The organism is Enterobacter chinensis (assembly GCF_034008295.1).
Taxonomy (GTDB): Bacteria; Pseudomonadota; Gammaproteobacteria; order Enterobacterales; family Enterobacteriaceae; genus Enterobacter; species Enterobacter chinensis.
In genome coordinates this window covers 117,196-129,712 of the sequence record NZ_JARDVI010000004.1, presented here as the reverse complement: position 1 = coordinate 129,712, position 12,517 = coordinate 117,196, and the positions used below count along the sequence as shown (strand labels likewise).

Annotated in this window: 12 protein-coding genes; 6 read left to right on the top strand and 6 right to left on the bottom strand. The window is 56.8% G+C overall.

Going from position 1 to position 12,517, the window contains the following annotated elements; genetic code table 11:
- The first annotated feature begins 18 nt into the window (after positions 1–18).
- Positions 19–375, top strand: coding sequence for an arsenate reductase (glutaredoxin) (gene arsC, locus PYW49_RS13300; RefSeq protein ID WP_134347672.1), 357 nt, complete (start codon positions 19–21; stop codon positions 373–375).
- Here the strand turns inward: arsC and PYW49_RS13295 are convergent.
- Complete coding sequence (locus tag PYW49_RS13295) at positions 372–1,196, bottom strand: XRE family transcriptional regulator (protein ID WP_320386679.1); 825 nt, start codon at positions 1,194–1,196, stop codon at positions 372–374. The two genes, arsC and PYW49_RS13295, sit on opposite strands and share 4 nt — an antisense overlap.
- A gap of 147 nt (positions 1,197–1,343) precedes the next feature.
- Here PYW49_RS13295 and celB point away from each other — a divergent pair, with 147 nt between their 5' ends.
- Genes celB through PYW49_RS13280 form a run of 3 tightly spaced genes read left to right on the top strand, consistent with a single transcriptional unit; the run spans position 1,344 to position 5,041 of the window.
- A complete protein-coding gene (gene celB / locus PYW49_RS13290; protein ID WP_320386677.1) occupies positions 1,344–2,663 on the top strand; it encodes a PTS cellobiose transporter subunit IIC in 1,320 nt (439 codons plus the stop codon).
- Positions 2,664–2,666: 3 nt separating this feature from the next.
- The gene (locus tag PYW49_RS13285; protein WP_320386676.1) at positions 2,667–3,623 is read left to right on the top strand and encodes a N(4)-(beta-N-acetylglucosaminyl)-L-asparaginase; all 957 of its coding nucleotides are present in this window, start codon (positions 2,667–2,669) and stop codon (positions 3,621–3,623) included.
- Positions 3,623–5,041, top strand: a complete 1,419-nt coding sequence (locus PYW49_RS13280) for a leucyl aminopeptidase family protein (RefSeq protein WP_320386675.1) — start codon at positions 3,623–3,625, stop codon at positions 5,039–5,041. The genes PYW49_RS13285 and PYW49_RS13280 overlap by 1 nt, the downstream gene beginning before the upstream one ends.
- A gap of 82 nt (positions 5,042–5,123) precedes the next feature.
- On the opposite strand, the gene PYW49_RS13275 is transcribed toward PYW49_RS13280, so the two are convergent.
- From PYW49_RS13275 to bglK, 5 genes are all read right to left on the bottom strand, one after another.
- Positions 5,124–5,825, bottom strand: a complete 702-nt coding sequence (locus PYW49_RS13275; RefSeq protein WP_216821201.1) for a DnaA inactivator Hda — start codon at positions 5,823–5,825, stop codon at positions 5,124–5,126.
- A 94-nt stretch (positions 5,826–5,919) separates the two neighbouring features.
- Positions 5,920–7,209 (bottom strand): uracil permease, encoded by a 1,290-nt coding sequence (gene uraA, locus PYW49_RS13270; protein ID WP_320386674.1) that lies wholly within the window; start codon positions 7,207–7,209, stop codon positions 5,920–5,922.
- Between the two features lie 86 nt (positions 7,210–7,295).
- On the bottom strand, positions 7,296–7,922 hold the full coding sequence (gene upp / locus PYW49_RS13265; RefSeq protein ID WP_008501641.1) for a uracil phosphoribosyltransferase: 627 nt from the start codon (positions 7,920–7,922) through the stop codon (positions 7,296–7,298).
- 226 nt (positions 7,923–8,148) lie between these two features.
- Positions 8,149–9,579, bottom strand: coding sequence for a 6-phospho-beta-glucosidase (locus PYW49_RS13260; RefSeq protein WP_320386673.1), 1,431 nt, complete (start codon positions 9,577–9,579; stop codon positions 8,149–8,151).
- A 10-nt stretch (positions 9,580–9,589) separates the two neighbouring features.
- Positions 9,590–10,483 (bottom strand): beta-glucoside kinase BglK, encoded by an 894-nt coding sequence (gene bglK / locus PYW49_RS13255; protein WP_320386672.1) that lies wholly within the window; start codon positions 10,481–10,483, stop codon positions 9,590–9,592.
- 246 nt (positions 10,484–10,729) lie between these two features.
- Between bglK and purM the strand changes: the two genes are divergently transcribed.
- Both purM and purN read left to right on the top strand, forming a co-directional pair.
- Positions 10,730–11,767 (top strand): phosphoribosylformylglycinamidine cyclo-ligase, encoded by a 1,038-nt coding sequence (purM, locus tag PYW49_RS13250; RefSeq protein WP_320386670.1) that lies wholly within the window; start codon positions 10,730–10,732, stop codon positions 11,765–11,767.
- Positions 11,764–12,405 (top strand): phosphoribosylglycinamide formyltransferase, encoded by a 642-nt coding sequence (gene purN / locus PYW49_RS13245; protein ID WP_320386669.1) that lies wholly within the window; start codon positions 11,764–11,766, stop codon positions 12,403–12,405. The genes purM and purN overlap by 4 nt, the downstream gene beginning before the upstream one ends.
- Positions 12,406–12,517: the final 112 nt, after the last annotated feature.

Here is a 12,517-nt window from a genome sequence, read left to right as displayed (position 1 = left end):
TAAAGGAGAGTTCACGTCATGACAGACGCCGTAAAAATCTATCACAACCCTCGCTGCTCCAAGAGCCGCGACACCCTGAGCCTGCTGAAATCTAACGGCGTTGAGCCGGAGGTGGTGCTGTATCTCGACACCCCACCTGACGCGCAAACCCTCCGCCAGCTGCTGCACATGCTGGGAATGGGCAGTGCAAGAGAGCTGATGCGCCAGAAAGAAGATCTGTATAAGTCGCTTAACCTGGACGACAGCCGCCTCACCGAGGCTGAGCTGATCCAGGCGATGGTTGACAATCCAAAGCTGATTGAGCGACCGATTGTGGTGGCCAACGGCCAGGCACGGATTGGTCGCCCGCCGGAAGACGTGCTCGAAATTCTCTAATCGTTACGCCGCAGCGCTTCGAGAAAGGCCTGCGGCGTCCTCTCTCCTAACTTTTTCTGCGCCTTTCCCCGGTTGTAAAATTCGCATAGCTGAATCAACAGCTCACCTGCCGGCTCACTGTTCAGACGCGGAATGATGTCGCATAGCGGCAGACCAACCTGAACGGCGCGGTATTGCTGTGGGCGTACTTTCACAGCGGCGTTACATTCCAGTTGGCTCACCTCTAAACCGAAAGTCTCAACAGATTGAATATCAGCCGGACAGGCTTCCAGCACGTCGTTCACCCAGCGGGTCAGCAGTTGCGGAGAAATGCCCGCATACAGCCGGGCGTAGCACCAGCCGCTCACGGGTTCACGCGCCCAGAGCAGATGCTGTTGCCCGCCATCGTCCATATGCAGCGACAGAGGCTGATAATGCAGCAGAAGTTTTTGCGGCACGATGCCCGCCTTCAGCGCCTTTTTCCCCTGTAGAGTCGCGCCCTTGTGCTTTGCTGAAGCCGGTTTAAGGTAACGGTTCAGGGTCGCGCGGGAGACGGCGATCCCGAGTCCGTCATTGACCATCAACAGCAGTTCGTCCAGCGGTGCGCCTGTAGCTTCTCGCAAAGCATTCACCAGCGCAACCTGCTCTTGTCTCAGTGCTTTGTGTATCACTTTTGGCGTTGTCTGGTTATCGGTAATCTTTTCGCGGTTACGCCAGCGCCTGACGGTCGTGACAGAGATCCCGAGCTCAGTTGCCAGCTCTCTGTCGCTTTTAGCGGACTGCTGCAAATAGCGACGAATGCGTGGCGTGGTGGTGGCATTGGCATGCAGTTTAATTTCCATCGCAACAATTCCGTTAACTAATCATATGAGATTTATATAGCACAGGCGGTTGCTTTGTGACCGATTTCACCTTTCGCTCGCCACGCTTCACTGATAATCCACAGACATAACATAAACCGCACCACTCAATCTTGTACGGAGTTCACAATGAACAATGTTCTGGGATTTCTTGAAGCAAAGCTGATGCCGCTGGCGGCCAAAACGGCACAGCAGCGCCATCTCGGGGCCATTCGCGGCGCCTACGTGTCGTTCATGCCCTTCATCATCGTCGGTTCTATTCTGCTGGTGATCTCGTCGTTCCCGAATCAAACCTATCAGCAGTTTATGTCTCAGGCCTTTGGTGCCAGCTGGAGCGCCATCATCGAAATTCCGTTCAACGCGGTGTTCTCGACCATGTCGCTGTTTATCAGCTTCCTGGTGGCTTTCCGCCTGGCCGAACACTACGGCGAAGACCGCATCTCCTGCGGCATTCTGGCGCTGGTCGCGTTTCTGATCCTGACCCCGTTTATCAAAGTGGCGGAGAACGGCGGGATCACCGTGATCCCGGTAGAGTGGATTGGCAGTAAAGGGCTGTTCGTGGCGATGATTGGTTCCCTGCTGTGGACGGAGCTGTTCTGCTGGCTCAAGCGCAAGAATCTGGTCATCAAAATGCCGGACGGCGTGCCGCCAGCGGTGCAGGAGTCTTTTGCGGCGCTGATCCCGGCACTGCTGGTCATGATTCTGGTGCTGATTATCCGCATCGTCTTTGAAAACACCCACTACAACACGATTCATCAGTTTATTTATGAGGTGGTTGCCACACCGGTGCGCCACTACGGCACCTCTTACTTTGGCGCACTGATGACGGTGTTCAGCATCACCATTCTGTGGTCAGTGGGCATTAACTCCGGCTCGATGATTAACGGCATTATTCGTCCCCTGTGGATGGAAAACCAGACCGATAATATCGCGGCCATTCAGGCAGGCACGACGCCGCCGCATATTATTACGGAACAGTTTTTTGACATGATCTGGATGGGTGGCGCAGGCGCTACGCTGTCGCTAGTCATTGCGATGCTGATTTTCGCCCGCAGCAAAAACATGCGGGAAGTCGCGCGACTCGGCGCAGGGGCATCGGTGTTTAACATCAACGAACCGATTCTGTTCGGCCTGCCCGTTATCATGAACCCGATCATGCTTATCCCCTTCAACCTTGTCCCGCTGGTGCTAGTCACCGTGCAGTATGCCGCCATGAAAATTGGCGCTGTCGCCGTGACCACCGGGGTCTTTATTCCCTGGACGCTGCCGCCGGTGATCAGCGGTTTTATCGTCACCGGGCATCTCAGCGGCAGCGTGATGCAGCTTATCAATCTGCTGATTGGCGCCATGCTGTATCTGCCTTTTATGCGCATTGTGGACAAGCAGTACCGCGCGGCGGAAGTGGCTACCGCGACGCAAACCGACACGACACTTGCAAAACAGGAGTAAAGCATGTGGGGAATTATCGCCACCTGGCGAATGGCGCTTGAAGGCGTCACGGAGTCTGCCTCTGCGCTGGCTGCGGGAAAACCGGTCTCTGCGGCAGTGGTAGATGCCGTGGCCGCCGTCGAGGACTTTCCATTTTATAAATCCGTCGGCTATGGCGGACTGCCCACCGAAAATGGCGAGGTTGAGCTGGACGCCGCCTACATGGACGGCGACACGCTGGCGTTTGGTGCCGTGGGCAATCTGGTGGATATCGCCAACCCGGTACGCGTGGCGCAGGCGCTTAGCCGCCAGCGATACAACAGCCTGCTGGTCGGCCAGGGCGCGCGCGAATGGGCGCTGAACCAGGGCTTTGCGGACAAAACCATGCTCACCGACCGCGCCATGCAGCATTACCGCAAGCGCTGCCGGGAGACGCTGGATAAAGGCTTAAGCCCGTACGACGGCCACGACACCGTCGGCATTATCGGCCTCGACAAACAGGGGTCGATGAGCGTCGCCACCTCCACCAGCGGCCTGTTCATGAAAAAGCGTGGCCGACTCGGCGATTCGCCAATTATCGGTTCCGGCTTTTACTGCGACAGCGAAACCGGCGCCGCCACCGCCACGGGCGTGGGGGAAGATCTGATGAAAGGCTGTACCAGCTACGAAATCGTCCGCCGGATGGCGCAGGGCATGACGCCGCAGCAGGCGGCGGATTCGGTCGTGTTCGAGCTGGAAGACAAGCTGATGTCGCGCTTTGGCCGCGTGGGCGATCTCTCAGTGGTGTGCATGAATAACAAAGGCGAGTTCGGCGCGGCGACGAACATCAAAACCTTCTCGTTTGTGGTCGCCACCGCCCGCCAGCCGCTTACCGTATTTCGCACCGAGCGCCGGCAGGAGAAGACGCACTATCAGGCCGTGGATGACGAATGGATGCAGGCCTACGCTGCGCGGATCCGCGCGCCGATTGAGGAACAATGATGATTACGTATCAATTTATCACCACGCTGTCAGACGCGAGGCCAAAAAGCCATTTAATCGCCCGCGCCTCCTGCTGCCTGTTGCCGGATACGGCGCTTATCGCTGAAATGCGCGACCAGAACGCCATCGCGGACACGCGCTTTGGCTGCGCGCCTTTTGCCCGCATCTCTTTGCTGCCCGATACGCTCTGGCAGGACAGTCTGACCGAAGGATTACTTGCGGCGCTGCGCCCCCTGCTGGCCTCCCCCGTCAGCCCGGATGTAGTTATAGACATTACTCATATCGATGACGTTGTGCTGGTACAGGTGCTGCGTTTTCTCTTTAACCAGGCGCACAGGCTGAGCGATTTGCAGCTGAAGAAAACCGCCAGCGACGTTCGTCTTGAGCGGATTACCGCGCTCTGCCTGCCGGAACAGCAGGACAAGCTGGAAGCTATCTTCCGCCAGCAGCAGGCTATCGCCAGGGGGATGGTCAGCGCGCGTCGTCTGGCGGATACCCCTTCTGACCGCTGCACGCCGCAGTTTGTGGTCGAAGAGGCGCAAAAGCTGTGTGCCGCCTTCCCGGCCCTGCGGTGTGAGGTGCTCAACGAAACAGATATTGTTGAGCAAGGCATGGGGCTTCTTCATGCCGTCGGCAAAGGCGCCTCCTGCCCGCCGCGGCTGCTGGCGATCCACTATGATGGTGTTTCTGACGGCCCGGTGCGCTGCTATGTAGGAAAAGGTATTACCTTTGATACCGGAGGCCTGTGGCTAAAGGAAGGCGCAGGCATGTACACCATGAAATATGACATGTGCGGGGCGGCAAACGTGCTGGGCCTGATGCTCGCGGTCACAGAACTTGGCCTTCCCGTTCGCATCATGGGCGTGCTGGCGCTGGCGGAAAACGCGATTGGTCCGGACGCCATGCAGCCCGGCACGGTCGCGAGGGCCAGCAACGGCACTACGGTTGAAATCAACAATACCGATGCCGAAGGCCGTCTGGTACTGGCAGACGCGATTGCCTGGGCCAGCCAGCGGCATCCGCAGGCGCGCTATATCATTGATATGGCGACCTTAACCGGTGCGGTGGTGAAAGCGCTGGGATATGAGCTGAGCGGGCTGATGACCCAGGATGAACCGCTGCGTAAGACGCTAACGCAGGCGGGTAAACAGAGCGGCGACGAAGTGTGGTCCCTGCCGCTGGACGCGCGGCTGAAAAAGCAGACCGACAGCGCGATTGCCGATCTGTGCAACACGCCGACCAACAATGCGGCGATCAGCGCCTCGGCGGCGTGGCTGCTGCATCACTTCTGCCCGCCGACCATTCCGTGGGCGCATCTGGATATCAGCGGTACAGCGCTGTGGCGTGAAAACGGACGGAGCGTGGCATCAGGGAGGCCGATTCCGCTGCTGGTGAAGCATCTAATGGGAGATCTCTAGCCCGGTGGCGCTACGCTTACCGGGCCTACGAAACCCGAAGGCTCCTGTAGGCCGGGTAAGGCGCAGCCGCCACCCGGCACAACTACAGCTTGAGAATATCTTTCACAAACGGAATGGTCAGCTTGCGCTGGGCGGTAATGGAAGCGCGATCGAGCTGATCGAGCGTATCAAACAGCGTGCGCATTTCCCTGTCCAGACGCTTAAGCAGGAAACGCCCCACGTCCTCCGGCAGCTCAAATCCACGCTGCTTTGCGCGCAGCTGTAACGCCTGGAGTTTGTCTTCATCCGACAGCGGCTGGAGCTTGTAGATTTGGCCCCAGTCCAGACGGGAAGCCAGATCCGGTAGCCCAAGGTTAAGCTGGCGCGGCGGACGATCGCCGGTGATCAGCAGCCGGGTTTTGCCCGACTCCAGAATGCGGTTATAGAGGTTAAAGATCGCCATTTCCCACGGCTCATCCCCCGCCACGCATTCGATATTATCGATGCAGACCAGCGAGAGATGTTCCATTCCCTCCAGCACGTCAGGCACAAACCAGGTACGTTTATCCAGCGGCACATAGCCTACCGCATCACCCCGCGCGGAAAGCTCCGCACAGGCGGCATGCAACAGGTGGCTGCGCCCCGCGCCTTCGCGTGACCAGATATAGATGTATCCGCTGTGATCCTGGCGCAGCACGTTTTGCAGTGCAGCCAGTAAAGAGGGGTTATCACCCGGCCAGAAACTCGCAAAAGTTTCGTCGTCAGGGAGATAGAGTGGCAGAGAGAGCTGTGCCGGTCCGTTCAGAAGTACCTCAACCAGATCTTACATAAAATCGGAACGGAGTTTAACACGGAACCTGCAAGGAGAGAACCGGGCGATCCTTCGCCCGGTTAAACGATCAATGTGACGATTTTTCGCTATCGTCAGCGTCCAGTATCTCTTCTTCCGGGCGGAGCACAGAGATCAGCTTGAAGATCAGGCTCAGGCCGACACCGACAATAGTCGCCAGCGCCATGCCTTTCAGCTCGGCCGCACCAATGTGCACCTTCGCACCGCTCACGCCGATGATCAGGATAACGGAGGTCAGGATCAGGTTCTGCGCTTTGCTGTAATCCACTTTAGATTCAATCAGCACGCGAATACCGGATGCACCGATCACGCCATACAGCAGCAGAGACACACCGCCCATTACCGGCACCGGAATGATCTGAATCGCGGCCGCCAGCTTACCGACGCAGGAGAGCAGAATGGCAATGATCGCCGCGCCGCCGATAACCCAGGTACTGTAGACGCGGGTAATGGCCATCACGCCGATGTTCTCACCGTAGGTGGTATTTGGCGTGGAGCCGAAGAAACCGGAGATAATGGTCGAGAAGCCGTTGGCAAACATGGAACGATGCAGACCCGGATCGCGGATCAAATCGCGCTTGACGATGTTCGCCGTCACCACCAGGTGGCCGACGTGTTCTGCAATCACTACCAGCGCCGCAGGCAAAATGGTGAAGATAGCAAACCATTCGAAGCGTGGCGTATAGAAGGTTGGCAGAGCGAACCAGTGCGCCTGAGCGATTGGAGTGGTATCCACCACGCCCATTGCGAAGGAGAGCGCATAGCCCGCCAGCACGCCGATCAGGATCGGGATAATCGCCATGAAGCCGCGGAACAGCACGGAGCCAAACACCGTTACGCCCAGCGTTACGAGCGAGATGATAATGGTTTTGGAATCCGGTGACTGGCCGTCAGCTGGCAGCAGACCGGCCATATTCGCCGCCACGCCCGCCAGCTCCAGACCGATGACCGCAACGATGGCGCCCATCGCGGCAGGCGGGAACATGACGTCCAGCCAGCCGGTACCGGCTTTCTTCACGATAAAAGACACCACGCAGAACAGGACGCCACACATAATAAACCCGCCCAGCGCCACTTCATAACCCAACGGCAGCAGCAGTAAAACCGGCGAGATAAAGGCGAAGCTCGACCCCAGATACGCCGGGATTTTGCCTTTACAGATAAAGAGGTACAGCAGCGTACCAATGCCGTTGAACAGCAGCACGGTAGCCGGGTTAATGTGAAACAGGATTGGCACCAGCACGGTTGCGCCAAACATGGCGAACAGGTGCTGCAAACTAAGCGGGATAGTCTGTAAAAGCGGCGGTCTTTCACTCACCCCGATAGCACGGCGCGTCATAGTGTTTTCCTCTGAGTAGTATTGTTGTTGGTGTTTTATTCAAAAAAAAGCCGACTATCAAAGTCGGCTTATTTATCGTTATTCGATTATTTCGTACCAAAGATCTTATCGCCGGCATCGCCCAGCCCCGGGATGATGTACCCGTGCTCGTTAAGGCCCTGGTCGATAGAGGCGGTATACAGCTCAACGTCCGGGTGCGCTTTTTCCAGCGCCGCGATCCCTTCCGGCGCCGCAACCAGCACCAGCACTTTGATGCTGCTGCAGCCCGCTTTTTTCAGCAGGTCGATGGTCGCGATCATTGAACCGCCGGTCGCCAGCATTGGGTCAACCACCAGCGCCATACGCTCGTCGATGTTAGACACCAGCTTCTGGAAGTAAGGAACCGGCTCCAGCGTCTCTTCATTACGGTAGATCCCGACCACGCTGATACGCGCGCTTGGCACATGCTCCAGCACGCCTTCCATCATGCCGAGACCGGCACGCAGGATTGGCACAACGGTAATTTTCTTACCTTTGATCTGCTCAACCTGCACCGGACCATTCCAGCCTTCGATGGTCACTTTTTCCGTTTCCAGGTCAGAGGTCGCTTCGTAGGTCAGCAGGCTGCCGACTTCAGATGCCAGTTCGCGAAAACGCTTCGTGCTGATGTCATGCTCACGCATCAGGCCCAACTTGTGTTTAACGAGTGGGTGTTTCACTTCCACAATCTTCATTCTCTTTCTCCTCTGAGGTGGCATCCGCAAAAAAATCGCGGGATTATACCGCTTTTTTCGGATTAGGCCATACCCATCTTGCTTGACGTATATCAAGCAAAGTGATTTAGAGATAAAAAAACCGGAGGCGAGACTCCGGCTTGGGTGCGGGTTCTGCCCGGTGGCGCTACGCTTACGCGGGCCTACGTGTAGTGTAGGTCGGGTAAGCGTTAGCGCCACCCGACAATTACAGGTTATCGCCGTTACTCGCGATCGCCTGCTTATACCAGTCGAACGACTTCTTCTTGCTGCGGTTCAGCGTGCCGTTACCTTCATTATCTTTATCGACAAAGATAAATCCGTAGCGCTTTTTCATTTCGCCCGTGCCGGCAGAAACGAGGTCGATACAGCCCCACGGGGTATACCCCATCAGGTCAACGCCATCTTCCACTACCGCTTTTTTCATCTCGCGGATGTGTGCGGCCAGGTAGTCAATGCGGTACTGGTCGTCCACCGTGCCGTCGCTCTCCTGGACGTCAATAGCGCCAAAGCCATTCTCAACGATGAACAGCGGCAGCTGGTAGTGATCCCAGAACCAGTTCAGGGAGTAGCGCAGCCCTACCGGGTCAATCTGCCAGCCCCAGTCGGATTTCTGCACGTACGGGTTAGAGACCAGGCTCTTGCTCTCGTCGTAATCCAGCTGCGGGTTATCCGCCGTCGCTTTGGTGGCGAAAGACATGTAATAGCTGAACCCGATGTAATCCACGCAGCCCTGCGTCAGCGCCGCTTTATCTTCTTCGGTGATATCCAGCGCGAAACCGCGACGCTCAAAGTAGTTGAGCAGATGCTGCGGATACTTGCCGCGCACGTGAACGTCGGTGAACCAGTAACGACGGTGCATGGCGTTCATCGCCATCATCATATCGTCCGGCGCGCAGGTCAGCGGATAGATAGGGCACATGGCAATCATGCAGCCGATGTGCAGCGACGGATTAATCTCGCGCCCCGCCTTCACCGCCAGGGCGCTGGCCACCAGTTCATAGTGCGCGGCCTGGAACATCACCGGCTCACGGTCTTCACCCGGCTCATACTTCAGCCCGGAATTGGTGAACGGCGCAAAGTCTTCGTGGAAGTTGGCCTGGTTGTTGATCTCGTTGAAGGTCATCCAGTACTTCACTTTATGCTGGTAGCGCTGGAAAACGACTTGTGCGAAGCGAACGAAGAAGTCGATCAGCTTACGGTTGCGCCATCCACCGTACTCCGTGACCAGATGGAAAGGCATCTCGAAGTGAGAAAGCGTGATAACCGGTTCAATGCCGTATTTCAGACATTCGTCGAACAGATCGTCATAGAATTTCAGGCCAGCCTCGTTAGGCTCCAGCTCGTCCCCTTTCGGGAAAATACGCGTCCAGGCGATAGAAGTACGGAAGCATTTGAACCCCATCTCGGCAAAGAGTTTGATGTCTTCTTTATAGCGATGGTAGAAATCGATGGCTTCGTGGTTCGGGTAGTTTTTCCCTGGCAGCACGCCGTTGGTGATTTCACGCGGTACGCCATGCGCGCCGGCGGTCATGACGTCGGCGACGCTCACCCCTTTGCCGCCCTCTTTCCAGCCGCCTTCCAGCTGATGCGCGGCAACCGCGCCGCCCCACAGAAAACCTGCTTTAAATCCTGACATACTCTTTCCCTCATTCGATGTTGCGGATTGCTGACGGATACTGCTGTCTGAAGTGGTAAACCGCGCCAATTAACCCGGCGCGGTTGCCGTGGCTGGCAACATCGGCGATATCCGCGATGCCAAACCACGAGAGATGGGTGCGGAGCAAATCCATAAACCCGGGCCGCTCCGCAATTCCGCCGCCAATGAATATGGTCTGCGGATCGAAAACATTCGCCAGGTTGTAGAGCCCTGTCGCAATGCCGTTAAGAAAATCATCCACCAGGCGGCGGCACACGGCGTCGCCTGCGTCATAACCGTCAAAAATGGCTTCGCCGGTCACGTCATCAAGCGCCAGCCCGTAAAAATCGCTGTAACGCTTGCGAAGGGTGCGTAACGTGCAGTTTTCATTCATGGAGTGGCGGGCAACGCGTCTTGAGTCCGCCCTTTCCGTGAGCATGTAGCCAAACTCCCCGGCGCGAAAACGTGCCCCGTGAACCAGCCTGCCATTGCAGAAAATCGCCCCGCCGATCCCGGTGCCGATAGTCAGCACCAGAAAGTTGTCGATATCCGTCGCCTTGCCCTGCCAGCGCTCCGCCAGCAGAACGCAGTTAGCATCATTCTCTACAGTGACCGGTAACCCCGTCTGCGCCTCAAGCCAGGCTTTCATCGCGAACTGGTCGAAGCGGCGAATCGCCCCGCCCATGTCGATAAACCCGGTATGCGGATTCACATACCCCGGCGCGCTGACGGCGATCCCCGCAAGCCCGGGATGCGCCGCCACCCAGCCCAGCATCTGCGAAAGGATGGCCTCGCCGTCGCTGTTTTTAATAGGGGCCTTATCCCTCTGCAGCAGCGCTCCCTGCCCTGTCGCGATACCCATTTTTAATGCGGTGCCACCAATATCAAATGCGGCGATGTTCATGCGTTCATCCCTCCTGAATGAAACTGAAACCGGTTTCAGTTTATGATGTTCATTCCGCAAACCGCTTGCAAGCGGATCGCCGAAACCGGTTTCATTTTCGTGAACGGAGTCAAGTTTGCACGCCGTCCGAGACGCAACAGAAAAAAAAATCCTCTTGCCGAGAATAGGCTCGCAAACGTTTGCCTGGACTGTTAGAATTGCGCCGATTTTTCTTACTAGCTATGCAATCGCGTGGGGATTTAAGCCGTGACCAACAAAACTTCTCTCAGCTACAAAGATGCCGGTGTTGATATTGACGCAGGTAATGCGCTGGTTGACCGAATCAAAGGTGTGGTGAAAAAAACCCGCCGCCCGGAAGTGATGGGTGGTCTGGGTGGATTCGGCGCACTGTGCGCGCTGCCGCAAAAATATCGTGAACCTGTTCTGGTCTCGGGTACTGATGGTGTAGGCACAAAACTGCGCCTGGCGATGGATTTAAAACGTCACGACACGATCGGTATCGATCTGGTCGCGATGTGCGTAAACGACCTGGTGGTTCAGGGTGCAGAGCCGCTGTTCTTCCTCGACTACTACGCGACCGGCAAACTGGACGTGGATACCGCAGCCAGCGTGATTAACGGTATCGCTGAAGGCTGCTTACAGTCAGGCTGTGCGCTGGTCGGTGGCGAAACCGCGGAAATGCCAGGCATGTATCACGGCGAAGATTACGACGTCGCAGGCTTCTGCGTCGGCGTGGTAGAAAAATCAGAAATTATCGACGGCAGCAAAGTGGCCGATGGCGATGTGCTGATCGCGCTGGCCTCCAGCGGCCCGCACTCAAACGGCTACTCTCTGGTGCGTAAAATCCTTGAGGTGAGCGGTTGCGACCCACAGACCACCGAGCTTGAAGGTAAACCACTGGCGGACCATCTGCTGGCGCCGACCCGCATCTACGTGAAAAACGTGCTTGAACTTATCGAGAACATCGACGTTCACGCTATCGCTCACCTGACCGGCGGCGGCTTCTGGGAAAACATTCCGCGCGTGCTGCCAGACAACACGCAGGCGGTGATCGACGAATCGTCATGGCAGTGGCCAGCCGTGTTCAACTGGCTGCAGACCGCAGGCAATGTGAGCTCTCACGAAATGTATCGCACCTTTAACTGTGGCGTGGGTATGGTTATCGCCCTGCCGGCAAGTGAAGCGGATAAAGCGGTTAAACTGCTGACAGAGAAAGGTGAAAACGCGTGGAAAATCGGTACGATTAAAGCTTCCGATTCCGAACAGCGTGTGGTCATTGAATGAAAAACATCGTGGTGCTCATTTCCGGCAACGGAAGCAATTTGCAGGCGATAATCGACGCCTGCAAACAGAAGAAAATCAACGGCACCATTCGGGCAGTATTCAGCAACAAGGCCGATGCGTTCGGCCTTGAGCGCGCCCGGGAAGCGAACATTCCCGCGCACGCGCTGGAAGCCAGCCAGTTCGCCGGTCGTGAAGCCTTTGACCGTGAGCTGGTTCAGGAGATTGATGCCTACGCCCCTGACGTCGTGGTGCTGGCGGGGTATATGCGAATTCTGAGCCCGGCTTTTGTCGCGCATTACGCCGGACGTCTGCTGAATATTCACCCTTCGCTTCTGCCGAAATATCCCGGCCTGCACACCCATCGTCAGGTTCTGGAAAACGGCGATGAAGAGCATGGCACCTCCGTGCATTTCGTTACTGACGAACTGGACGGCGGTCCGGTGATCCTGCAGGCGAAAGTTCCAGTCTTTGACGACGACAACGAAGAAGACGTGACCGAACGCGTGCAGACCCAGGAGCATGCCATTTACCCGCTGGTGGTCAGCTGGTTTGTTGACGGGCGTCTGGCGATGCGCGACGGCGCAGCATGGCTGGATGGCGTTAAGCTCCCCCCGCAGGGTTATGCGGCGGAAGAGTAGTTGGTTATGTCGGGTAGCGCTGCTGCGCTTACCCGACCTGTACATCGCATTACCCGATATTCCCTTCTCCAACCTTCTAAAATCCCCAACAAAAAAAATAACTGTCATACTT